Genomic DNA, 24,350 nt, shown 5'->3' on the forward strand with positions numbered 1-24,350 from the left:
GACGGCGACATGGTCGGATTTACGGCAGACAGCCGGAAATGGTGGATACTGGCCGCTACGTCCGGCGTGCTTGGTCTTACCGTGCTGGACGAGACGATCGTTGGCGTGGCGCTTCCGACCGTGCGCTCCGACCTCGCAATGGGGGCGCTCGCCTCGCACTGGGTGGTCAACGCCTATCTCCTGACCTTTACCTGTTTCGTTGCGCTTGGCGGGCGCCTGGGAGACGCGATCGACCGCGGACGGCTGTTCGTCTTCGGCGCGTTGCTGTTCGGGTTGTCGTCGCTCGCCTGCGGATTTGCGCCGAGCGGCGCTTTCCTGATCGGCGCCAGGGCGATACAGGGCGCGGGAGCGGCGATCATCTTTCCCGCCGCCATGTCGATGATAACGCTGGCCTTCAAAAAAGAAGAGCATGGCGTGGCGCTCGGGCTGCAGACGAACATATCCGCGCTCTTCATGTCGCTCGGACCGCTGGTCGGCGGCCTTTTGACAGACACGCTGTCCTGGCGCTGGATCTTCTGGGTTAACCTGCCGGTGGTGATCGCCGTCGTCGCCTTCGTGTTCCTCGCCTGGGACAAACCACCGCCGGAGCGGAAGCCGGCCGGCAAACGGGATCACTGGGGGCTTCCTACGCTGATCGTCGGTCTCAGTCTCATCGTCGTCGCTCTGATGCAGGGCGCCGACTGGGGCTGGCTTTCCGGGCTGACGCTGCTTCTGTTCGCAGCCGGAATTGTCCTGCTGGCGATCTTCGTCATGGTCGAGAAGCGGCTGGAGACGGCCTTCTTTCATGTCGACCTCCTGAAGATCGCCACCTTCACCGGCGGCAACATCGTCTTCTTCTCGTTCCAGTTCATGAAGATGGTCATTTTCGTGTTCACGCCGCTCTACCTGCAGCAGGTGATGAAGGTGTCGGCGATCGGCTCGGGCGCGGTGCTGCTCTTCGCCATCCTGCCGACGCTCCTCACCTCCTACGGCTCCGGAAGGGTTTCCGACCTTTACGGGTCGCGCGCGCCGCTGCTCATCACGCTGGTCATCAACGGCGCAAGCGTTCTTCTCATCGCCCTTGGCGTCGGCCTTCAGTCATTCTGGCTGATCGTCGCCGCCCTGATTGTCTGGGGCGCTTCGCTGCCGTCCTTCGCCGTGCCGGCGCGCAAGGCGCTGATGAACGCCGTGCCGGAAGCCGAACGCGGACAGGCGAGCGGCATCAATCTCACGATCCAGATGTTCGGCGGGACCGTTGGCGTCGCGCTTTGCGGCGCGCTGCTTCTGGAAACCGGCCAGTTCTGGCCGGTCTACCTGACGACCGGCGCGCTGGTCTTCATCACCGCCCTGTTCGTCTGGCAACTGGTGGAGAAAGAGCGCAGTGAAGTAAAAATTCATACTAAGTAATTGAATAAATTATATAAAAAATAGATTTCCAAAATCTGGCTTTGTTTCGGGAATCCGCTGTTTGCCGAATTTTCCCAATCTGGGTTTGTTTCGGGAGTTCGCGATTATCGCGCTCCGGCATGATTTGGCTTTGTTTCGGGAATTTGCGATTTTCACGCGCGACAGAGATCTGGGTTTGTTTCGGGAATCCTCGTTTTCACGTTGGTAATGGTCCGCAGGCGCCTGGTCCGGTCCCTGTTTCCCTCCACTTTCGACGACCCCTTTTAGCACAAACAGCGCCAAAAAGCAGCAAGTAAGTTCATGATATGTTCCGGCCCATTCGGTCTCACGGGATCAAAACGATTGCGCCTGAAACCTCTCCGTTTCTCAGGCGTTCGAGCGCCTCGTTCGCCTGATTGAGCGGCATCAGCGTCACGGAGGTTTCGATCTTGACCCTGCCCGCCGTCTCCAGAAATTCGAGAGCGTCGTTGCGCGTGAGATTGGCGATCGAGTGGATTGTGCGTTCGCCCCAGAGAATACTGTAGGGCATCGACGGGATGTCGCTCATATGGATGCCGCCAAGCACTACCGTACCGCCTTTCTCGACGGCTTTGAGCGCAGCCGGCACCAGCGCGCCCACCGGCGCGAATATCATCGCCGCTTCCAGCTCCTCCGGCGGCACCTCCTCCGATCCGCCGCTCCAGACGCAGCCCAGCGACGTTGCGAATTCCTGGGCGGTTTCGTCACCGGTCCGTGTAAAGGCGTAAAGCTTGCGTCCCTCGTGAATGGCGACCTGGGCGATGATATGGGCGGCGGCGCCAAAGCCGTAAATGCCGAGCCGCTGTGCGTCGCCGGCCGCTGACAGCGTGCGGTGCCCGATGAGACCGGCGCAGAGCAGGGGCGCGGCTTCCGCATCGTCATAATTGTCCGGAAGTGGAAAACAGTAGCGCGCATCGGCCAGCGTATGCGTCGCGTATCCGCCGTCGATATGGCAGCCGGTAAAGCGCGCATGATCGCAAAGGTTTTCGCGCCCGGACAGGCAATAGTGGCATTCGCCGCAGGTGTAGCCGAGCCAGGGAATGCCGATCCGATCGCTGATCTCGTGATTGTCGACGCCTTCGCCAAGCGCTACGACGCGGCCGACGATCTCGTGGCCCGGCACGACAGGCAGCTTCGGATCGGCGAGTTCGCCGTCAATCAGATGCAGGTCGGTGCGGCACACGGCGCAGGCGAGAACCTCGACCAGCACTTCGCCTTTTTGCGGTTTCGGGATCGGCCGGGTTTCCGGGCGCAGCTTCTGGCCGACGCCGTCGAAAACCATTGCGAACATGTTCCCGGCCTCGGCCACGACGTCAGAGCTCCGGCGGTTCTGTTTTCATGCCGAGATGCAGCGCGTCGCCCGTCCAGGGATGCGCGCGCGCGACTTCCTCGTTCAGTTCCACGCCGAGACCCGGTTCCGGTGAGGGAATGACGTACCCGTTTTCCCAGCGGATCGGGGATTTGAGTAATTCGGAATTAAAGCCGCCCCATGTCTGGATGCTTTCAAGGATCAGGAAGTTGGGCGAGCAGGTTGCAAGCTGGATGTTCGCTGCGCCGACAATCGGTCCGCAATAGAGGTGCGGGGCAAGCTGGGCGTAACGCGTCTCCGCCATGCCGGCGATCTTGCGGGCTTCGAGCAAACCGCCGACCCGTCCGAGGTTCATTTGCAGGATCGAGGCGGCGCTGTGGTCGAGCACACGAGCAAATTCGTATTTCGTGCAGAGCCGCTCGCCGGTGGATATGGGAATTGAGGTGTAGCGCGCGACTTCGGCCATCTGCTCTGGCATTTCCGGCGGCACCGGCTCCTCGAACCAGAGCGGGTCGTAGGCTTCAAGCCGCCGCGCCATGCGCTTGGCGCCTGATACGGTGAACTGGCCATGGGTGCCGAACAAAAGATCGGCGCGCGTGCCGACCGCTTCGCGGATTCGTTTGCAGAAAAGTTCGGAGCGTTCGAGATCCTCAAGGCTCGGCTGGTGGCCGTCATAGACCGTGTAAGGCCCCGCCGGGTCGAACTTTACGGCGGTGAAGCCCTGCTCGACGCAGGCGAGCGCCGCCTCGGCCGACATGTCCGGATCGTTGTAGACATTGCGGGTATCGGGATCCGGATAGACGTCCCCGTCCATCGGATAGAGATAGGTGTAGCTGCGCAATCGTTCATGCACCTTGCCGCCGAGAAGGTCGTAGACCGGCCGGTTCGCCGCCTTGCCGACGATATCCCAGCAGGCCATCTCGAGCCCGCTCAACACGCCCATGACGGTGACGTCCGGGCGCAGCGTGTAGCCTGCGCCATAGGTGCGCCGCCAGAGCTTCTCGATATGGTGCGGGTCCTCGCCCTCGAAATTGCGGGCGAACACGTCTTCGGCCATTTTCGCGCAGAGATGCGGGCCGAAGGTCGCATTGTAGATTTCGCCATAGCCGACAACGCCGCAGGCCGTGACCAGCTTGACGAAGATGAAATAGTTGCCGCCAAAGCGCGGGGGCGGATTGCCGACGACGAAGGTTTCGATCGTTTGCAGTCTCATTGCGTCACCGTTTCTCCTGCGTCGTCGAGAATAAGGTCCGCGCCCCTTTGTGCAAGCATGATGGTCGGCGCGTTGGTGTTTCCGGAGGTAATGTTCGGGAAGGCCGAGGCGTCGACGACCCTGAGCGCCTCGACGCCGTGGACTTTCAGCCGGCTGTCGAGAACGGAATTTGTGCTGTCAGACCCCATCCGGCAGGTGCAGGTCGGGTGGTAGTTGGTGGCGCCCCGCTCGGCGAAATCGGCATGGATCTCCTCGTCGGACATGGTCGAGGGATCGGGCTGCTTCGACCGCTTGACGAGCGTTTTTATCGTTGGCGTGTCGATGAGCCGACCAAGAAGGCGCGCGCCGCGCAGGACGGCCGCGCGGTCATCCTCCGTGGCTAGCGAGTTGGGACGTATGCGCGGCGGCGCATCCGGATCGGGCGAAGCGATATCGATGCGGCCGCGGCTGGTCGGACGGCAGGGCTGAAACGAAAGGAGAAAGCCGGGTGCGGGATCCAGTCGTGGCTTGTCGCCGCCGCCCGAGGAATAGGTCGCCGGATTGCAATAGATCTGCATGTCAGGAAAGGCGCGGTCCGGACCGGATTTCAGAAAACCGCCGCACTGGTTGATGCTCATGCTCAACGGTCCGCGCCGGGTGAGGGCATAGCGCAACGCCACCCATGCCCGTCCATGCAGAGGATAGAGCATTCCGTTCAGCGACGGTTCGTTCGATTCGTAGAGATAGGTGATGGCGAGATGATCCTGCATGCCGCCGCCGACCTCCGGCATGTCCTGCAGCACCTCGACGCCGGTCTCTCTCAGATGCTCGGCGGGCCCAAGGCCCGAGAGCTGCAAAAGTTTGGGGCTGTTGACGGCGCCGGCGCTGACGATGACCTCGCGATCGGCTTGGACCGTTTGCGATCGCCCGCCCTGGCGGATGGAAATCCCGGTCGCCTTTTTGCCGTCGAACAGGATGCTATCGACCATCGCTTTCGTCAGAACCGTCAGGTTCGGCCTGCGCAGCGCCGGTTTGAGAAAGGCGCTGGCCGACGAACAGCGCCAGCCCATGCGGGTGTTGTTGTGGAAGAATCCCAGACCTTCCCACTTGTCGCTGTTGGCATCGGGCGTGATCGGCCATTGCGCCTCGTGCGCTCCTTCGATGAAGCGAGCGGTGAGCGGGTGGACCTGGTCGGTCTCGTCTGTCACCCACAGAGGTCCGTCGCCGGTTGTCTCCAGCCTGCCGTTGACGCGACGCGCTTTGGTTTCGGTGCGCTCGAACACCGGCAGGACCGACTTCCAGTCCCAGCCTTTTGCGCCTGCGGCCGACCAGTCGTCGAAGTCGGGCGGCAGGCCGCGGCAATAGACCATGGCGTTGATCGAGCTCGATCCGCCGAGGACACGACCGCGCGGCCAGTAGGCGACGCGTCCGTTGAGGCCAGGGTCAGGCTCGGCCGAATACATCCAGTTGACGGCGGGATTTCGGAAGGTGAAACCGTAGCCGATCGGCACCCTTATATCGGGTCGCCGGTCGCTTCCGCCCGCCTCGACCAGCAAGACCGTATGGCGGCCGCTGCGCGACAGCCGTTCTGCGAGCACGCATCCGGCGGAGCCGGCGCCGACCACGACGAAATCAAATCTGGCCCCGTTCATGCTGCGACTCCGGCAGAAGGCGGTTCGAAGAGGCCACACGAATAATCGACTCGCCGGACGCGGACAACCCGCAGTTTTTCGCCTCCTGCGTGTTGAGATCGCCGCCAAAATAGATCAAGGATGAACAGAAGAGTCACGAGTCGGGAGAAAGCTGTGCCGAATGTCATGCGTCGGGAGGAGATCGCCTTTCTCCTCTATGATTTTCTCGATCTGGAAAACCTTGGAAGCAGGCCGCGATACGCCGAAGCCGGACGCGACGTCTACGACGCGATCCTGGAAAGCGTCGAGCGGATCGCCGAGGACAAATTCGAGCCGCACGCGGCCAAGGTGGACGCCAACGAACCGACATTCGACGGCGAGACCGTCTCGATCATTCCGGATGTGAAGGAGGCGCTCGACAGTTTCTCGGAAGCCGGCCTGATGGGCGTGAGTTTCGACGAGGCCTATGGCGGACTGCAGCTTCCCTATCTTCTCAATACGGCGATCTCGGCCTGGTTCGGCGCGGCGAATACGGGCACGCACGGCTATGCCGGCCTCACCATGGCGGCGGGCAATTTGCTTGCCGAACACGGCGACCAGGAGCAGAAGGAAATCTATCTCAAGCCGATGATCGAGGGCCGCTATTTCGGCACCATGGCGCTGTCGGAGCCGCATGCCGGTTCGTCGGTCGGCGACATCCGGACCCGCGCAGAGCCGCAGGACGACGGCCGCTATCGGCTCTTTGGAAACAAGATGTGGATATCCGGCGCGGACCACGAAATGTCGGAGAACATCATCAATCTCGTGCTGGCGAAGATCCCCGGCGGGCCGCCCGGCGTGAAGGGCATTTCGCTGTTCATCGTGCCGCGCTACCTGATCGAGGCGGACGGTTCGCGCGGCGAGCGCAACGACATCAAACTTGCCGGGCTCAATCACAAGATGGGCAATCGCGGCACCGTCAACTGCGTTCTCAATCTCGGAGAGAGCGGGGGCGCGGTCGGCTATCTCGTCGGCGAACCGCACAAGGGCCTCGCCCAGATGTTCTCGATGATGAACGAAATGCGGATCGGCGTGGGCCTGAGCGCCGCCGCGACCGGCTACACCGGCTATCTGCATGCGCTCGCCTACGCCAGGGACAGGACGCAAGGCCGGCCGCTGACGAACCGCGATCCCTCTTCGCCGATGATCCCGATCATCCGGCACGCCGACGTGCGCCGCATGCTGATGCAGCAGAAAGCCTACGCGGAGGGCGCGATGGCCTTGTGTTTCTTTGCGGCGCGCCTCTTCGACGAAGCTGCATCGGGCGATGGCGAGGCGGCAGAAGAGGCCGATGCGCTGCTCGAAATGCTGACGCCGATCGTCAAATCCTGGCCGTCTGAGTTCGGGTTGCGCACAAACGAGAGCGCTGTCCAGGTGTTCGGCGGCGCCGGCTATACGCGCGACTATCCTGTCGAACGTCTCTATCGCGACAATCGCCTCAACCATATCCACGAGGGCACGCGGGGCATCCAGGGGCTCGATCTGCTCGGCCGAAAGGTGCCGATGGAGGGCGGCAAGGCCTTCCGGCTCTTGATGAAGAAGATCTCGGAAACCGTCGCGGAAGCATCGAACTCTGATGATTTGAGGGAAAGCGCGCAAGCCCTTGAAAAGTGGTCGCAACTTGCCGCCGAAACGACGGCTTCCATGGGGGCGAAGGCTGGACAGGTCGATCCGGAAACCTACCTGGCCAACGCCACGATCTATCTCGACATGCTCGGCCATGTCGTCGTCGGCTGGCTGTGGCTGAAACAGGCGCAGGCGGCGCTCAAGGCAATCGAGACCGGAGGGGCGGCGGGCGACGCCTATTACGACGGAAAAATAAAGGCTTGCCAGTATTTCTTCCGATACGAAATGCCGGTGATCGAGAGCCAGTGCGCGCTGCTCGTCAGCATGGACCGGACATGCCTGGAAATGGACGAGGCCGGTTTCTAATATCCGGTTCTCGTTGAGCTGCCATCTCATTTTTCGCCCGCACGGACGTGCGGGCAGCTGGATGCCGGATCAAGTCCGGCATGAGGGATTTTGTAGTTAACTCAATAAATTAAGGCTATTTTGTCCTCTAATGCGGGATCCGGTTCCGCCGTATTTCTATATGGTATATCTGTTTTATAGAAATAGAAGTAATATCAATTACTTAACGCATGCTGATCATATTTTGAATCATTCACGAAGACGGGGACTGACCTACTTGTCCGTTGACAAGATCACGACCTTCTCTCATCCTTGACGCTTCACCAGGGGGGTCCCGACATGGGGCTGAGATACTGCTGGCGCAAGCAGCGCAGTGACCCGATGAACCTGATCCAGTTCATACTGGCGTAGGGACGGTGCGGAAGCTTCCCGGGTCTCAACCCCGCTTTCGGAAACGACGAGATTCCGATCCGAATCCGGCAAGCCTCTTTCTCCTTTCGACGTCGAACTGGGTCTCCAATGCAAGCGAGCAAAGGAGGCTCCCATGACTGCTCCCATCAACCGGTCCGGCGCTACGCCGACCGTCACGACCGGCGCGCTGCCGGCTTCCCGCAAGGTCTACAAGTCTGGCCGACTGCATTCCGGCCTGCGCGTTCCGATGCGCGAGATCGCCGTGCACCCGACCTCCGGCGAACTGCCGGTTACGGTCTACGATTCTTCCGGACCCTATACAGACGCGGAACGCGCGACCGACATCGGCGCAGGCCTTCCGCGGGTCAGGGAAGCGTGGATAAGAGAACGCGGCGGCGTCGAAACCTACGAGGGCCGCCACGTGAAGCCCGAGGACAACGGCTTTGTCGACGGCAAGCGGCTGACGCCGGAATTTCCCGTCCGCAATGCGCCGATGAGAGGCCGCAACGGAGCCGCCGTCACCCAACTCGCCTATGCCCGAGCCGGCGTCATCACGCCTGAAATGGAATTCATCGCCATCCGCGAAAATCTCGGTCGGGAGAAAGCGCTGGAAACCGGATACGACGGAGAGCGTTTTGGCGCGGCGATCCCCGATCACGTGACGCCGGAATTCGTCGGCAGCGAGGTGGCGCGGGGCAGGGCGATCATTCCCGCCAACATCAACCATCCCGAATCCGAGCCGATGATCATCGGCCGGAATTTCCTGACCAAGATCAACGCCAATATCGGCAATTCGGCGGTCACGTCCTCGATGGCCGAAGAGGTCGAGAAGATGGTGTGGGCGACGCGCTGGGGCGCCGACACGGTCATGGATCTTTCCACCGGCCGCAACATCCACAACATCCGCGAATGGATCATCCGCAATTCGCCCGTGCCGATCGGCACCGTGCCGATCTACCAGGCGCTGGAAAAGGTTGGCGGCGTGGCGGAGGACCTGGACTGGCCGGTCTTTCGCGACACGCTGATCGAGCAGGCGGAGCAGGGCGTCGACTATTTCACGATCCATGCTGGTGTGAGGCTGCGCTATATCCCGCTGACCGTCGACCGCGTCACCGGCATCGTCTCGCGCGGCGGCTCGATCATGGCCAAGTGGTGCCTACATCATCATCGCGAAAGTTTCCTCTATGAACATTTCGAGGAGATCTGCGACATCTGCCGGATGTACGACGTGTCGTTTTCGCTGGGCGACGGACTGCGGCCCGGATCGATCGCGGACGCCAACGACGCGGCGCAGTTCGCGGAACTGGAGACGCTGGGCGAACTCACCCGCATCGCATGGGCTAAGGATTGCCAGGTGATGATCGAGGGGCCGGGACATGTGCCGATGCACAAGATCAAGGAGAATGTCGACAAGCAGCTCGAGATCTGCGGCGAGGCACCGTTCTACACGCTCGGGCCGCTCACGACCGACATCGCGCCGGGCTACGACCACATCACGAGCGCCATCGGGGCGGCGATGATCGGCTGGTTCGGCACGGCGATGCTCTGCTACGTGACGCCGAAGGAGCATCTGGGTCTACCGGACCGGGAGGACGTGAAGACCGGCGTGATCACCTACAAGATCGCGGCGCATGCGGCGGATCTCGCCAAGGGGCATCCGGCGGCGAAGGTCCGCGACGACGCGCTGTCGCGGGCGCGGTTCGAGTTCCGCTGGGAGGATCAGTTCAACCTGTCGCTCGATCCGGAAACGGCTCAGAACTTCCACGACGAGACATTGCCGAAGGAGGCGCACAAGCTCGCGCATTTCTGCTCCATGTGCGGACCGAAATTCTGCTCGATGCGGATTTCGCACGACATCCGCGCCGAGGCGCAGAAGGAGGGTATGGCGGCGATGGCGCAGAAATATCGCGAAGGCGGCGACCTCTACATGTCTCCGGAGGCGCTGGAGAAGTCCGGGGAGCAGGAACTGTGACCATCCTGATCAAGGGGGCCGGGGTCGCCGGCCTCGCCCTTGCGGCGGAACTCGCCAGGCGAGGGGTCGGGGTGACAGTTGCCGATTGTAGCGAAAGACCCCTCGGCAACGCCTCTTCCATGGCGGGGGGAATGCTGGCGCCCTGGTGCGAGCGGGCGAGCGCGGAAGAGGAGGTGCTGACGTGGGGCAGGGACGCCGCTGATTGGTGGGACGCTATGCTGCCGGGCGAAGTGACCCGTAACGGAACGCTCGTCGTCGCGCCGGGACGGGACAGGGTGGAACTGGCGCGGTTTGCCGAACGGACATCGGGCCATGCAGTGATCGACGCCGACAGGATCGCGGAGCTGGAGCCGGACCTGGCTGGTCGCTTTCGCCATGCGCTGTTCTTCGATGGCGAGGCGCATCTGGATCCGCGTCGCGCATTGTCGGGGCTGGTTGATATGCTGGAAAGCCGAGACGTGCGATTTTACTTCGGCGGAGCCCCCGGCGATGCCTCAGTGCATTGCGCGCTTGAAGCCGACTGCACGGGTTTTGCACAAGCTGTGGACGATCCCGACCTGCGCGGCGTGCGCGGCGAGATGCTGATCCTGCGGACCGCCGAGATCAGCCTGTCACGACCGGTGCGGCTCCTGCATCCGCGGTTTCCGGTCTATGTGGCGCCGAGGCGGGACCATTGCTTCATGGTCGGCGCGACGATGATCGAAAGCAGCCGGGCGGGACCGGTTACCGTGCGCTCTATGATGGAGCTCATGAACGCCGCCTACAGCCTGCATCCGGCTTTCGGCGAAGCCGAAGTGGTGGAAACCGGCGTCGGCGTCCGCCCGGCCTATCCCGACAACCTGCCGCGGGTGAAAGTCAACGACGGCGTGGTTTCTATCAACGGGCTCTACCGTCACGGCTTTCTGCTGGCCCCCGCCATGGCCAGGCAGGCGGCCGATCTTCTCTGCGAACAGATATCAGGAATGGAGTTGCGCAATGGAACTCACGGTTAACGGCGAACGCCATGACGTCGCGGCCTCGACGCTCGCCGACCTCATGGACGCGCTCGATTATCGCGGCGAATGGCTGGCGACGGCCGTCAACGGCGAACTCGTCAAGGCGTCACGACGGTCCGAGCGGTTTTTGCAGGACGGGGACCGGATCGAAATCCTGTCGCCGATGAAGGGAGGCTAAGCCATGCTGGAACTTTATGGTCGGGCGATTTCCTCGCGTCTTCTGCTTGGAACCGCGAACTATCCTTCGCCCGCTGTGCTGCAGAGGGCGGCGCGCGAAGCGGGCGCGCAGATCGTGACGGTGTCGCTGCGCCGGGAGATCGCCGGCGGCAGCGGCCGGGTCGGCGGTTTCTGGTCGCTGATCTGCGATCTCGACGTGCAGGTTTTGCCCAACACGGCCGGCTGCCACTCGGTCAAGGAAGCCGTGCTGACGGCGCAAATGGCGCGCGAGGTGTTCGGCACGAACTGGATCAAGCTCGAGGTGATCGGCCATCACGACACGCTGCAGCCGGATGTCTTCGCCCTCGTGGAAGCCGCGCGCATCCTGGTCGACGACGGGTTCGAGGTGTTTCCCTACACGACCGACGATCTTGTGGTCGCCGACCGGCTGCTCGATGCCGGATGCCGGGTGCTCATGCCCTGGTGCGCGCCGATCGGCTCCGCCAGGGGGCCGGTCGACAAGGATGCGCTCAGAAGCCTGCGCGCCCACGTTCCGGACATTCCCCTGATCGTCGACGCCGGGATCGGACGCCCGTCGCATGCGGCCGCGGTCATGGAGCTCGGTTACGACGCCGTGCTTCTCAACACGGCAGTGGCCGCTGCCGGCGATCCCGTGGCCATGGCAAAGGCCTTCGCGCTGGCGATCGAGGCGGGACATCTCGCGGCCGGCGCACAGCCGCTCGAACCGCGTGACGTCGCCGTGCCGTCCACGCCGGTGATCGGCAAGGCGGTGTTTTCGTGACGCTCGATCCGTTCTATCTCATCGTCGACAGCGCCGCCTGGATCGAGCGGCTGGCGCCGCTCGGCGTCAGGCTCGTGCAACTGCGGATCAAGGACGGCGCGGAAGCGGAGCTGCGCGCCGAAATCCGCAAGGCGCGCGACCTCTGCCATGCCCATGGTTGCCAGCTGATCGTCAACGACTACTGGCGCCTGGCGATCGAGGAGGGATGCGACTTCGTGCATCTCGGTCAGGAAGATCTCGCCGAAGCCGATCTTCCTGCGATCAGGCGCGCCGGATTGCGGCTGGGAATCAGCACCCACGACCATGATGAACTGGAAACGGCGCTGGCGGCCGAACCGGACTATGTCGCGCTCGGTCCGATCTATCCGACCCGGCTGAAAAAGATGAAGTGGGACCCGCAAGGGCTCGATCGCATCGCGCAGTGGAAGAAGCGGATCGGCGACGTGCCGCTGGTCGCGATCGGCGGGCTGACGCCCGATCGGCTGAAGGGCGTGTTCGCGCATGGCGCCGACTGCGCGGCGGTGGTGACCGACATAACGCTCAATTCCGATCCGGAAGCGCGGACAGCGACTTGGATCGAAACCACCGCGCGATGGCGATGAGGCCGCATGTGCTGGTCGTCGGGGGAACCGATTCCTCGGGCGGCGCCGGCGTGACGCGCGACGTAGCGACGCTGGCGGCGTTCGGCGTTGCGGCCTGTCCGGCGATCACGGCCGTGACCGCGCAGACCCACCGTGACGTGAGACATGTCGAAGCGATGTCCGCGGACCTGATCCGGCGGCAAATGGATGCGGCCTCGGAGGCGAACCCGATCGGCGTCGTCAAGATCGGCATGCTGGGACATTCGGAAGCCATCCGCGCCGTCGCATCCTTTCTGGAAGACCACAGAGACATTCCGGCGGTGCTCGATCCGGTTCTCGTCAGTTCGTCGGGAGGCCGGCTGACAGACGAGGCGGCGATCGACGATCTGAGAGACTGCCTAATGCCGCTCTGCAATCTGGTGACGCCCAATCTTCCCGAACTGGCCTGTCTGCTCGGAGAGCCGGAGGCAAAATCCGCATCGGCGGCCGAACGTCAGGGCAGGGCGTTCTTGAAGCAGGGCTGCCGAGCCGTGCTGGTCAAGGGCGGGCACGCCGTCGGAGGCGCCGCAACAGACGTGCTGTTTCGACACGATAGCAAACCAGTCCGGTTTTCGGCGCCCCGGCTGAACGGATCGTTGCGCGGGACCGGCTGCATGCTGGCGAGCGCGATCGCCGCCGGTTTGGCCAGCGGCGAAAGCCTTGAAAACAGCATCCGCTCGGCGAAAGCCTATGTCTTCGACCGGATTGCTGAAGCCTCTACAATGTGAGATCGAGACCGGCCGCCAGATGCTCGGCCAGCGCGTCGAGGGTTTCCGTCTCTGTGTGGAGGTGGAATTCCGGGGTTTCCGGCGCCTCGTAGGGACTGTCTATGCCGGTGAAGTTCGGCAGTTCACCGCGGCGCGCCTTCTTGTAGAGCCCTTTCGGGTCGCGCTTTTCGGCGGTTTCAAGCGGCGTGTCGACGAAAATCTCCACGAACTCGCCTGGCTCGAACAGTTCGCGCGCCATCTGCCGTTCCGCGCGGAACGGCGAGATGAAGGCGGTCATGACGATCAGCCCCGCGTCGACCATCAGCTTGGCGACTTCGGCGATGCGGCGGATGTTTTCGACCCGGTCGGCGTCGGTGAAGCCGAGATCGCGGTTGAGGCCGAGGCGGACATTGTCGCCGTCGAGGATGTAGGTCCGCAGGCCCTGGGCGTGCAGGCGCTGTTCCAACGCATTGGCGATGGTCGACTTGCCGGAGCCGCTGAGGCCGGTGAACCAAAGCACCTTGCCCTTGTGGCCATTGAGATGCGCGCGCGCAGCCTTGTCGACGGTGACAGCCTGGCGGTGAACGTTGCTGGCGCGCCGCAGCGCATAGTCGATCATTCCGGCGGCGACAGTGCGGTTGGTCTGCCGGTCGATGAGCACGAAGGAGCCCATGGCCGGGCAATCCCTGAAGGGCTCGAAGGCGACCGGCCGGTCGAGGCCGAGTTTCACGACGCTGATGTCGTTGAGCGTGAGGTTGCGGCCGGGCACCTCCTCGAAGGTGTTGATGTTGTATTTGTGACGAATGTCGGACAGCGTCGCATTGACCGTGGCGGCGCCGATTTTCATGCGGTAGCTGCGGCCGATGAAGCCTTCTTCCTGATCCATCCAGACGAGCTTCGTCTCGAACTGGTCCGACGTTTCGCACGGGTCCTGTCCGGCGACGATGACGTCGCCGCGCGATATGTCGACTTCCCGGTCGAGCGTGATCGTGACGGCCTGGTCCGTCAGCGCTGTGTCAAGCTTGCCCATACCGAGCAGGATCTCGTCGACAGTGGCGAGTTCGCCGGAGGGCAGGATGCGCACCTGATCGCCCCTGGAGACGGTGCCCGCAACAACCGTGCCGGCATAGCCGCGGAAGTCGAGATCCGGGCGATTGACCCACTGCACCGGCATGCGGAAGCCGTGATCGGCGAGCGCCTTTCGTGTTTCCACGACGCCGAGGAAACCGAGCAGGGTGGGCCCGTGATACCAGTGCGTCTTGCCTGACCGTTCGACGATGTTGTCGCCCTTGAGCGCCGAGACGGGGATGGCCGTGATCGTCTCGAAGTCGAGCGCTTCGGCCATCTTTCCATAGTCCTCGACGATGGCGTCGTAGATCGCCTCGTCGTAGCCCACGAGGTCCATCTTGTTGACGGCGAGCACGATGTGACGGATGCCGAGCAGCGAGGCGATGAAACTGTGCCGTCTGCTCTGGGTCAGCACGCCCTTGCGCGCGTCGATCAGGATGACGGCGACGTCGGCGGTCGAGGCGCCGGTGACCATGTTGCGGGTGTATTGTTCGTGGCCGGGCGTGTCGGCGACGATGAACTTGCGCTTGTCAGTCGCGAAAAACCGGTAGGCGACGTCGATGGTGATGCCCTGTTCGCGCTCGGCGCTCAGGCCGTCGACCAGCAGAGCGAAGTCGATGTCTTCGCCTTGCGTGCCGATCTTGCGCGACGTGTTTTCGAGTTCCGCGAGCTGATCGTCGAAGATCATCTTCGATTCGTAAAGCATGCGCCCGATGAGGGTCGACTTGCCGTCGTCGACGCTGCCGCAGGTGATGAAACGGAGCGTTTCGAGGCCTGCCTGATGCTCCAGATAGGACTGGATGTCCTTTGCCGTTTCGACGTTCATCAGAAATACCCCTCCTGCTTCTTGTGCTCCATGGAGGCTGCGCTGTCGGTGTCGATGGCGCGTCCCTGGCGTTCGCTGCTGTGGGTCTGGAGGAGTTCGAGAATGATCGCGCCGAGGTCTTCGGCTTCCGAATCAATGCCGCCGGTGAGCGGATAGCAGCCAAGCGTGCGAAAGCGGATCTTGCGGAACTTGACTGTTTCGCCGTCCATCGGCCTGACGCGGTCGTCGTCAAGCATCATGAGCATGCCGTCGCGTTCGACCGTCGGCCGGACATGCGAGAAGTAGAGCGGCACGATGGGGATGCTTTCGCGGTAGATGTACTGCCAGACGTCGAGCTCGGTCCAGTTGGAGATCGGGAAGACGCGGATGCTCTCGCCCTTGCTCTTCGTGGTGTTGTAGAGGTTCCACAGCTCGGGACGCTGGTTCTTCGGGTCCCAGCGCTGCGTCGTGGTGCGGAAGGAAAAAACGCGCTCCTTGGCGCGGCTCTTCTCCTCGTCGCGGCGGGCGCCGCCGAATGCGACGTCGAAACCGTATTTGTCGAGCGCCTGTTTCAGCCCCTGCGTCTTCATGATGTCGGTGTGGACCGCGCTGCCGTGGTCGATCGGGTTGATGTCCTTCTCGACGCCCTCCGGATTGACGTGGACGATCAGGTCCATGCCGGCGTCGGCGGCCATGCGGTCGCGAAACTGGTACATCTCCTGGAACTTCCAGCGCGTATCGACATGCAAAAGCGGGAAGGGCGGGGGTGACGGGTAGAAGGCCTTGCGCGCCAGATGCAGCATGACGGCGCTGTCCTTGCCGACCGAATAGAGCATCACCGGATTTTCGGCGGTGGCGGCCACCTCGCGCATGATGTGGATGCTTTCGGCCTCCAGCCGGTCGAGGTGGGTCAGGTGCGCGGTTTTGGGGACATCGCCGCCGGAACGGGCGACGATATCCTCAAGGTCGATGATCGGGTGATAGGCGGCGAGCGCCGCGGTCACGCCGTCGGCGAGCCTGTTTTCGCTGTCGATGCGTTTTCTCAGGCGCGCGGTCAGCCGGCCGTGCGGCCAGACAAGCATCCGGCGCTCCGGATCTTCGCGCAGTGAGCCGATGGCCTGCAGAAGCTCTTCGTCGGTTGGATCATCCGATGACAGGAACACCCAGCGGCGGCCGCCGCGACCGTCATTGGAGACCAGAAGGCTGCGACCATCCGGCGTGGCGTGCAACTGGACATAGAGGGACAGCACGCGTTCCTTGCGCGCCAGTTCGGCGAGCGTTTCCGCCGCGAACGCCTTTATCGCACGCTCCTGCTCGTCGCGCAGGTCGGCCGTCTCCAGCGCCGGCGGCAGCAGGCCTTCCGACAGGATCGTGCGTTCGACGGTGCGCTTGGTGGCCGCGTCGCCGTGTTCGGAGAGCGCCGAAAACAGCGTGTCCGTGGTCCAGCAGCGGACTGCGCCGTCGCCGGAGGTCCGGTTCCGAAGAACCTCTTCAGGAAATTTCATAAGATGTCGCCCTTTGTCGCAAAATGCAAAATGATTAAAGCATCAATGCGAGAGATTTGTAAATGACTCCAAAAATGACAGTCAATTACAAGATTTTACAAATTGCGACACTGAAAAGTTACCGACCGCCGTAGGCTATGAAGGCGGAATTGCGAAATCCCGCATCCTGCTTGCCGTAGACGAAGGCTGATCCGTCTTCCCCCACGACCTTGCCGCCGGCGCCGGATAAGACGGCGTGTCCGGCGCCGATGTCCCATTCCATGGTCGGACCGAAGCGCGGATAGATATCGGCTTCGCCTTCCGCCACCACGCAGAATTTCAGGGAGGAACCGCGCGAAACGCAGTCCGTGATGCCGTTTTCGCTCAGGAAGGCGTCGGTCTTTTCGTCGCGGTGAGACCGGCTTGCGACGGCGGTCAGCTTTTCCGGAACGGGCCGGACGCGCAGCGCCTTGCGGTCGGCGATGGCGTCGACGCCTTCGCCGGCTTTCACCGAGCCGCTCCACGCCTTTTCGCCGTCGGACCAGTAAATTGTATCGAGCGCCGGGCAGAACACGACGCCGAGCAGAGGCTGGCCGTTATCGATGAGGGCGATGTTGACGGTGAAATCCGTCCGGCTCTGGATGAACTCCTTGGTGCCGTCGATCGGATCGACAAGAATGAAAGCGTCGCCGTCGAGCTGCGGAATGCGGCCGGCCGAAACCGATTCTTCCGCAACGACCGGAAACCGGGAGGCGCCCTTCGCCAGGTACTCGAGAATGATCGCCTCGGCTTCGCGGTCCGCCGCCGTCACCGGCGAATTGTCGGATTTGGTCTCCACGCCGGACAGGTTGCGGTAGTGCCGCATGACGACGCCGCCCGCCGCCAGCGCGGCCTCGAGAAACAGGTGTGTCAGTGATTCACGCTCGGCCGAGCCAACGGACTGCGCCATTTATCAATCCTCATATTCCCATGTATTGCTGACAGCCGTTTACGAGCGGCCGTAAATGTCTTCGTAGCGGACGATGTCGTCCTCGCCCAGATAGCCTCCCGTCTGCACCTCGATGAGGGTCATCGGCTCTTTTCCGCGATTTTCCATCCGGTGGATATTGCCGCGTTCGATATAGGTCGATTCGTTCGCCTCGAGCACGAGATTGGCGTCGCCGTTGACGATATGGGCGACGCCCTGGACCACCGTCCAGTGCTCCGAACGGTGCTTGTGCGACTGCAGGCTGAGACAGCCGCCGGGCCGCACCTCGATCCGTTTGACCTTGTAGCCCGGGCCTTCGTCGAGAATGGTGTAGGATCCCCAGGGGCGGCGGCCTTTCGGGAAGCTTGCGTGGGCTTCGTGGCCCGCGTCCCGCAGCTGTTCGAACAGCGCCTTGACGTCCTGCGCCTTGTCCTTTTTCACGACCAGCGTCGCGTCGCGCGTGTCGACGACGGCGATGTCGTCAACGCCGACCAGTCCAACCAGGCGATTTTCGGAATGAACGAAACAGTTGTGCGCGCCGACCATTGCGACGTCGCCGATCGCCGAGTTGCCGTCCGCGTCGCGCGCGAAACTTTCCGAGAGCGAAGACCAGGTTCCGACGTCGCTCCAGCCAATATCCGCGCGAATGACGGAGAGGTTTTTTACTTTCTCCATCACCGCGTAGTCGACCGAGATCTTCGGAACCCCGGCGAATGTCTCGCCGTCCAGCGTCGTCTCTATGCGGCCGTCGTCGAACTCTTCCCTGTCGCCTTTTTCGATGGCGAGGCGGCTCTTTTCGAGGATTTCTGGACACAGGTCCTGCATCGCCGTGATCATGGAGCCGGCCGCAAAGCAGAACATGCCGGAATTCCAGAGGAAGCGGCCTGATTCCAGATAGGATTGTGCGGTTGCGACGTCGGGCTTCTCGACGAAGCGCACGGCGTTCTCGCCGTCGACCTCGATGTAACCGTAGCCGGTTTCAGGTCCTGTCGGCTCGATGCCGAAGGTGACGATGCGACCTTCCGAGGCCCGTTGCGCCGCCTTGGCGACGGCTGCGCGAAAGCCTTCCCGATCGAGGATCACGTGGTCCGCGGGCAGAAGCAGGATGATTGCGTCGTCGCCGAAGGCGCCCGCCACATAGGCTGCGGCGACGGCCGTGGCTGCGGCGGTGTCGCGGCCTTGCGGCTCCAGAAGATAGTGGTTCCTGACCGGACCGCCGTCATAGTGCTCGTACTCATCGACCGTTTTGAACGAGGAATCCCGCGCCGTGATCGTCACCACGTCTGCGACGCTTTCCAGCGAGGCGGCGCGCTCATAGGTATTGAGCAGGAGTGACCGGCCGTTTTCGAGCGGCAGGAAGGGTTTCGGGTGGGACTGGCGCGAAGCTGGCCAGAGGCGGGAGCCCACGCCGCCGCTGACGATGACTGGAACGATCATTCTTTCGGTATTTCCTGGAGGAGTGTCGCTTTCATGATGCCTTTGTGATGGACCGTTTCGGTTACATTATCAAGACGTCGATGCGCATTGCAGCCCAGGCGTGTATGAATCTAGAACGTTCCGCCGGCGATTTTCGAGCGTATCCGGATGCCGGCGACACTCCCCGCAAAGCCGAAGACGAGCCATCCCCAGCCATGCAGGCTGCCGGATATCACGCCGCCGAGATAGGCCCCGATATTGCAGCCATAGGCGAGGCGCGCGCCGTATCCCATCAACAGGCCGCCGCCAATCGACAGGAGTAGAGCCCTGCCGGAAATTTGAAACGTCGGAGCAAACCGGCCGGCGATCGAGGCGGCGAGGAACGCGCCGGCCACGATGCCGAAATTCATCACGGAGGTGGTGTCGGCAAAGACGCTCGCCTCGATGCGGTGCGCCTGGCCGGACCAGTAGGGCCACGTCTCGACCGGAACGCCGACGCCGTGAGCGATCTTTGCGCCCCACAGCGCGAAGGCTGACGTAATGCCCCAGGGATGCGTCAGGGTCACGAGGGTCAGGATGCTGACCACGGCAAGCGCAATCGCGCCCCAGGTTTTCGGCCAGGGCCCGCGCAGCAGGCCGCCAGTCCACACCGCTTCTTCGAGATGTCCGTACCGACGCAACTCGCGCCGCATCGCCAGAATGGCGATTGCGCCAAGCGCCAGAGCCGTAAATGCGAAGGCGGGGATCGCGCCAAATTCGTCGACAAGCGAATAGGCCCGGAAGGCCGGCAGCGACCACCAGAACGACATGTGCGCGGTGGCGACGATGGAGCCCAGCACGAAGCCGGCGAGGGTCGCGATCATTCTCGTATTGCCGCCGCCCGCCGTAAAAAGCGTGCCGGAGGCGCAGCTGCCGGAGAACTGCATGCCGACGCCGAACAGAAAGGCGCCGAGCGCAGCCGACACGCCAAAGGGGGCCACGGCGCCATGAAGGGTTCGGCCGAAAACGCCGCCGCTTTCCAGCAAGGGAAAGGAAACCGCGCAGGTCAGCAGAATGAGCAGGAACTGCGCCCTCAGCCCGTCGCTTCTCGCCTCGACAGCAACCTGGCGCCAGGCCCAGGTGAAACCGAAGGATGCATGATAAAGCGATGCGCCGGCCAAAAGGCCAAGAAGCACGGCTTCCGTCGATCTTGTCGACCCTTCACGCCAGGTTGCAAGGACGAGAAGCAACGCAAGCGCCAGCGACGCGACCAGGACCGGTCGCTGAACGGGCAGATTTGTGCCGGGCGTTTTCTGCAGCATCAGCGCAGTATCGGGCAGGCCTTGCTCTTTCCACAAGTCAAACTGCAACACATTTTCGAAAGTTCGTGACCGGGTCTCCTTTCAGTGTCGCCCAGGGAAGGGAAATGGCGGCCCGGCTGCTTGACGAAGGCCCGTCGCTTGATGTTTCGTGCCGTACGGCGCGCCTACTGACCAGGCAGAGCAGCCGCAGCGGGAGGACATAATGGCGGACCATATTCTTGCGATCGATCAGGGCACGACGTCGAGCCGCGCCATCATATTCGACGGCGCGCAATCCATCGTCGCTGTCGGCCAGAAGGAATTCGCCCAGCATTTCCCGGACTCGGGCTGGGTGGAGCATGATCCGGAGGAAATCTGGAAAACAGTCCTCTGGTCGATCGAAAAGGCGATGGCGGAGGCTTCGCTGCAGCCCGCTGACATCGCCGCAATCGGCATCACCAACCAGCGCGAAACGGTCGTCGTCTGGGACCGCGAGAGCGGCGAACCCATTCACAACGCCATCGTCTGGCAGGATCGGCGTACGGCCGCCTATTGCGACGCGCTCAAGCAGCGCGGTCTCGAGCCGCTGTTCACGGAGAAAACCGGACTGCTCCTCGACCCCTATTTTTCCGGCACCAAGGTCAACTGGCTACTGGACCACGTCGATGGCGCGCGGGAGCGCGCGGCGCACGGAAATCTGTGTTTTGGCACCATCGACGCCTTCCTGATCTGGCGCCTGACCGGCGGCGCGCGCCATGTCACAGACGCGACCAACGCCTCACGCACGCTCCTGTTCAATATCGAGAAGAATGACTGGGACGCGGAACTGCTCGAAATTCTCGACGTCCCGGCCTCGATGCTGCCTGAGGTGCATGACTGCGCGGCCGATTTCGGCGTGGTCGCGAGCGGTCTTCCGCTTGCCGGAACGCCAATCCTGGGCGTGGCGGGCGACCAGCAGGCGGCGTTGATCGGCAATGCATGCTTTGAGCCGGGCATGATGAAATCAACCTACGGAACGGGATGTTTCGCGCTGCTCAACACCGGCTCCGATCTGGTGCGCTCGAAAAACCGGCTCCTGACGACGATCGGCTATCGGCTGGACGGCGCAACCACCTATGCGCTGGAAGGCTCGATCTTTGTCGCCGGCGCCGGCGTGCAGTGGTTGCGCGACAAGCTCGGAATCATTCGTACGGCCGCCGAGAGCGGCAGGCTCGCCGCACAGGCCGATCCGCAGCAGCACGTTTATTTCGTGCCGGCGTTTGTCGGGCTCGGCGCGCCGCACTGGGACGCGGACGCACGCGGCGCCGTGTTCGGGCTGACGCGCAATTTCGGCGCGCCCGAAATGGCGAAAGCGGTGCTCGATTCGGTCTGCTTTCAGACCTACGATCTGCTGGAGGCCAACAAGAACGACTGGCATTCCGGCGACGCCGACACCGTGCTGCGGGTTGACGGCGGCATGGTCGCCTCCGACTGGACGATGCAGCGTCTGGCCGACATTCTGGCGGCGCCTGTCGACCGTCCGGTGATCCTGGAGACAACGGCGCTGGGCGCCGCCTGGCTCGCCGGATACCGGGCCGGCGTGTGGCCGGATGCGGAAGGATTTTCGAAGAGCTGGCATCTCGATCGCCGCTTCGAACCGCAACTCGATGAAGAGACCAGGCAACGCGAAATTGCCGGATGGCAGGACGCCGTCAGCCGGACTCTGACAAAACGATAGATTTCAGAGGTTTTTTACGACGGGACGAGCCAGTACGCGCGGCTTCAGTTTTTCTTTATGTACACAAATTTTAGTCTGACTAAAAACCACTTGACAGAAAACAAAGTCGCCTTCATGATTTTTAGTGACACTAAAACGGAGACGAATTTTGGTCCGATCCGCTGCAGCCGCCGCTCGTGAAAACGCGCATCATACGCTCGCCCAACGGCTGCGAGAACGCCGTCGGGAACTGGGACTGACGCTGAAAGCGGTCGCCGACGCATCCGGATTGTCGGTCGGTTTCATTTCCCAGATCGAACGCGGCATCGCGACGCCGTCGCTGAGTTCGCTGGTGGCGGTCTCGCGTATCCTCAAGGTCAATGTCGGCGACTTTCTGACCCAGCCGAGAGGCGATGTGGTGACAAGGCAGGCCGAGCGGCCGGTCTATGCGATCAGCGAGAATTCTCTGACCTACGAGCGCATCTCCGCGTCCTTTCCGGGCAACATCCTGCGCAGCGTTATTATTCACGAGCCGCCCGGTCATCGGGGCGAGCCGATCTCCCATGAGGGAGAGGAGATGATGTATGTGCTGGAAGGCACGATCACCGTCGAACTCGACGGCGAACGCACGGTTCTGAAAGCCGGCGACTCCCTCCATTTCCCGTCCACGAGGGTGCATTCCACCTGGAATCACGGCAATGCGCCGGCGACAGTCCTGTGGACGGGCACGATGGACGTCTTTTGTGAAGAATCCACCATCCCGCTGCACAACGCCAATAACCCAGAAGGCCCGAAACGGCCCAGGAAAAAGACCGAAACCCAATCCACCAACAGGGGAACCAGAAAATGAAGATACTTGCACGGACACTCACCGCCGCGCTTCTTGGCGCGAGCACGCTGACGCTGGCGGCGGCAGCTCCCGCCCTAGCGGAAACCGTTCTGCGCCTCGACGAGGTCGCAGTCGGCGAACTCGACCCCGGAAAGGCGTCTGACTATGCGGATTCGATCCTCATGTTCAACGTCTACGACACGCTGGTCATCCCGGCGCAGGGCGCGCCCGGACATGTCCCGCATCTGGCCGAAAGCTGGTCGGCCGACGGCGAGACCTTCACCTTCAAGCTGCGCGACGACGTGAAGTTTCAGAGCGGCAATCCCATGACCGCAGAAGACGTCGTCTTCTCGCTCGAACGCATGCAGGCGCTCGGCCAGGGGCTGTCCTATCTTTTCAATGTCGTCGAGAAAGCGGAAGCGATCGACGACACCACCGTCGCCTTCACGCTGAAGGAGCCCTATGCGCCTTTCATCGCATCGATGGTGCGTCTGCCGATCGTCGACAAGAAGCTGGTGATGGAAAATCTCGGCGACGGCGATGGCGAGATGAAGGACTGGGGTCAGGCCTTCCTTTCCGGCAACAGCGCCGGCTCCGGCGCCTATACGGTCTCCTCTCACAATCCGCAGCAGGAAACCGTCATGCAGAAGAACGCCGACTACTTCCTCGACATTCCGGACGCCGCGCCGGATACGGTGCGCCTTCGCTACGGACTCGAGCCTGCGACCGTTCGCACCCTGATCAGCCAGGGCGAACACGATATCTCCTCGCAATGGCTGCCGCCGGAAGTGCTCAAAGCCCTGGCCGACGACGGCGCGCAATTGCTGACGGAATCGGGAACCGGCGGCTTTTATGTCAAGATGAACACGAAGAAGCCACCGCTTGACGATCCGGAATGCCGACTGGCGCTCTCCAAAGCCTTCGACTACGTCTCTGCCATCAAGATGATTGCGGTCACGCCTGACGTTTCGCAGGGCAGCCCGGCGACCGGCGCAATTCCTGTCGGCATGCTTGGCGCGAATCCATCGGACGATATCCTGACCTCCGACATGGATGCTGCGAAGAAGCATCTGGACTCCTGCGAAATGGCTCCGGAGGATTTCAACCTTGAAATCTCCTGGATCGCCGAAGTGCCCCTGGAAGAGCGCTTCGCGCTGCTCATGCAGGCGAATTTCGCCCAGCTCGGCGTCAAGTCGGAAATCAAGAAAATGCCGTGGGCCCTGTTCGCAGAGCAGGTGTCGAAGCCGGAAAACACGCCGCATATTTCGCAGCTCTTCGTCAACGCCGTGACCGGCGATCCGGATACGCTTCTCTATGGCATGTATTTCTCCGACGCCGCCGGCACCTGGCAGTCGCCGGAATATCTCGACGACGCCGAGGTCGACGAACTGCTGACGCAGGGACGCACGACCACCGACGAGGCTGGCCGCGCGGAAGCCTATAAAAAGCTGAATGCAAGGCTGATGGAAATCGCGCCGACGATTTACGGTTACGATCGCCAGTCGGTGTTCGCCGCCAGCGACCGCGTCAAGGTTCCGGCGCTGTCCGACCCGTCCAAGGCCTTCGGCCTCGACGGCATGGGCTTCACCTTTCGCCTGATGGAAATGCAGGAAGGAAGCTGATCCGGCTTCAGTTCGGCCGGCCTCAGGGCCGGCC

General features: G+C 62.6%; 19 protein-coding genes and 1 riboswitch. Of the genes, 11 read left to right on the plus strand and 8 right to left on the minus strand.

The features are described from left to right. The first annotated feature begins 9 nt into the window (after positions 1–9). A complete protein-coding gene (locus K1W69_RS00730; RefSeq protein WP_220226421.1) occupies positions 10–1,386 on the plus strand; it encodes an MFS transporter in 1,377 nt (458 codons plus the stop codon). 325 nt (positions 1,387–1,711) lie between these two features. On the opposite strand, the gene K1W69_RS00735 is transcribed toward K1W69_RS00730, so the two are convergent. The 3 genes from K1W69_RS00735 to K1W69_RS00745 are packed head-to-tail and all read right to left on the minus strand — an operon-like array spanning position 1,712 to position 5,557. Continuing rightward, positions 1,712–2,695, minus strand: a complete 984-nt coding sequence (locus K1W69_RS00735) for a zinc-dependent alcohol dehydrogenase family protein (protein ID WP_220227790.1) — start codon at positions 2,693–2,695, stop codon at positions 1,712–1,714. Positions 2,696–2,717: 22 nt separating this feature from the next. Further along, positions 2,718–3,926 (minus strand): mandelate racemase/muconate lactonizing enzyme family protein, encoded by a 1,209-nt coding sequence (locus tag K1W69_RS00740; RefSeq protein ID WP_220226422.1) that lies wholly within the window; start codon positions 3,924–3,926, stop codon positions 2,718–2,720. Next, positions 3,923–5,557 carry a GMC family oxidoreductase gene (locus K1W69_RS00745; protein WP_220226423.1) on the minus strand — a complete coding sequence of 545 codons (1,635 nt, stop codon included), beginning with the start codon at positions 5,555–5,557 and terminating at the stop codon, positions 3,923–3,925. Before K1W69_RS00745 ends, K1W69_RS00740 begins: the two co-directional genes overlap by 4 nt. A gap of 153 nt (positions 5,558–5,710) precedes the next feature. Here K1W69_RS00745 and K1W69_RS00750 point away from each other — a divergent pair, with 153 nt between their 5' ends. The 7 genes from K1W69_RS00750 (at position 5,711) to thiD (ending at position 13,170) form a co-directional block, all read left to right on the plus strand. After that, positions 5,711–7,507, plus strand: coding sequence for an acyl-CoA dehydrogenase family protein (locus K1W69_RS00750; RefSeq protein ID WP_220226424.1), 1,797 nt, complete (start codon positions 5,711–5,713; stop codon positions 7,505–7,507). Between the two features lie 294 nt (positions 7,508–7,801). Next, a riboswitch (TPP riboswitch) is annotated at positions 7,802–7,918 on the plus strand. A gap of 112 nt (positions 7,919–8,030) precedes the next feature. After that, entirely contained in the window at positions 8,031–9,869 is a 1,839-nt protein-coding gene (gene thiC, locus K1W69_RS00755; RefSeq protein ID WP_220226425.1) for a phosphomethylpyrimidine synthase ThiC, read from the plus strand. Then, on the plus strand, positions 9,866–10,861 hold the full coding sequence (gene thiO / locus K1W69_RS00760; protein WP_220226426.1) for a glycine oxidase ThiO: 996 nt from the start codon (positions 9,866–9,868) through the stop codon (positions 10,859–10,861). The genes thiC and thiO overlap by 4 nt, the downstream gene beginning before the upstream one ends. Continuing rightward, positions 10,845–11,042, plus strand: a complete 198-nt coding sequence (thiS, locus tag K1W69_RS00765) for a sulfur carrier protein ThiS (RefSeq protein WP_220226427.1) — start codon at positions 10,845–10,847, stop codon at positions 11,040–11,042. The genes thiO and thiS overlap by 17 nt, the downstream gene beginning before the upstream one ends. 3 nt (positions 11,043–11,045) lie before the next feature. Continuing rightward, positions 11,046–11,822, plus strand: coding sequence for a thiazole synthase (locus K1W69_RS00770; protein WP_220226428.1), 777 nt, complete (start codon positions 11,046–11,048; stop codon positions 11,820–11,822). After that, a complete protein-coding gene (locus K1W69_RS00775) occupies positions 11,819–12,424 on the plus strand; it encodes a thiamine phosphate synthase (RefSeq protein ID WP_220226429.1) in 606 nt (201 codons plus the stop codon). The genes K1W69_RS00770 and K1W69_RS00775 overlap by 4 nt, the downstream gene beginning before the upstream one ends. Next, a complete protein-coding gene (gene thiD, locus K1W69_RS00780; RefSeq protein ID WP_306308753.1) occupies positions 12,394–13,170 on the plus strand; it encodes a bifunctional hydroxymethylpyrimidine kinase/phosphomethylpyrimidine kinase in 777 nt (258 codons plus the stop codon). The genes K1W69_RS00775 and thiD overlap by 31 nt, the downstream gene beginning before the upstream one ends. On the opposite strand, the gene cysN is transcribed toward thiD, so the two are convergent. The 5 genes from cysN to K1W69_RS00805 all read right to left on the minus strand — a co-directional run bounded on the left by cysN (position 13,160) and on the right by K1W69_RS00805 (position 20,238). Continuing rightward, on the minus strand, positions 13,160–15,043 hold the full coding sequence (gene cysN / locus K1W69_RS00785) for a sulfate adenylyltransferase subunit CysN (RefSeq protein ID WP_220226430.1): 1,884 nt from the start codon (positions 15,041–15,043) through the stop codon (positions 13,160–13,162). The genes thiD and cysN overlap by 11 nt on opposite strands. After that, positions 15,043–15,978 carry a sulfate adenylyltransferase subunit CysD gene (cysD, locus tag K1W69_RS27370; RefSeq protein ID WP_370688209.1) on the minus strand — a complete coding sequence of 312 codons (936 nt, stop codon included), beginning with the start codon at positions 15,976–15,978 and terminating at the stop codon, positions 15,043–15,045. Before cysD ends, cysN begins: the two co-directional genes overlap by 1 nt. A 667-nt stretch (positions 15,979–16,645) precedes the next feature. Continuing rightward, complete coding sequence (gene cysQ / locus K1W69_RS00795; RefSeq protein ID WP_220226431.1) at positions 16,646–17,455, minus strand: 3'(2'),5'-bisphosphate nucleotidase CysQ; 810 nt, start codon at positions 17,453–17,455, stop codon at positions 16,646–16,648. A 39-nt stretch (positions 17,456–17,494) separates the two neighbouring features. Further along, on the minus strand, positions 17,495–18,910 hold the full coding sequence (locus K1W69_RS00800; protein ID WP_220226432.1) for a mannose-1-phosphate guanylyltransferase/mannose-6-phosphate isomerase: 1,416 nt from the start codon (positions 18,908–18,910) through the stop codon (positions 17,495–17,497). A gap of 110 nt (positions 18,911–19,020) precedes the next feature. Further along, positions 19,021–20,238, minus strand: a complete 1,218-nt coding sequence (locus K1W69_RS00805) for a YeeE/YedE family protein (protein ID WP_258570759.1) — start codon at positions 20,236–20,238, stop codon at positions 19,021–19,023. A 154-nt stretch (positions 20,239–20,392) separates the two neighbouring features. Between K1W69_RS00805 and glpK the strand changes: the two genes are divergently transcribed. The 3 genes from glpK to K1W69_RS00820 all read left to right on the plus strand — a co-directional run bounded on the left by glpK (position 20,393) and on the right by K1W69_RS00820 (position 24,316). Continuing rightward, on the plus strand, positions 20,393–21,886 hold the full coding sequence (glpK, locus tag K1W69_RS00810) for a glycerol kinase GlpK (RefSeq protein WP_220226433.1): 1,494 nt from the start codon (positions 20,393–20,395) through the stop codon (positions 21,884–21,886). A 148-nt stretch (positions 21,887–22,034) separates the two neighbouring features. Continuing rightward, positions 22,035–22,715, plus strand: coding sequence for a helix-turn-helix domain-containing protein (locus K1W69_RS00815; RefSeq protein ID WP_220226434.1), 681 nt, complete (start codon positions 22,035–22,037; stop codon positions 22,713–22,715). After that, complete coding sequence (locus K1W69_RS00820; protein WP_220226435.1) at positions 22,712–24,316, plus strand: ABC transporter substrate-binding protein; 1,605 nt, start codon at positions 22,712–22,714, stop codon at positions 24,314–24,316. The genes K1W69_RS00815 and K1W69_RS00820 overlap by 4 nt, the downstream gene beginning before the upstream one ends. The last annotated feature ends 34 nt before the right edge of the window (positions 24,317–24,350 follow it).

Origin of the sequence: Flavimaribacter sediminis (assembly GCF_019492055.1) — a bacterium.
Lineage (GTDB): Bacteria > Pseudomonadota > Alphaproteobacteria > Rhizobiales > Rhizobiaceae > Flavimaribacter > Flavimaribacter sediminis.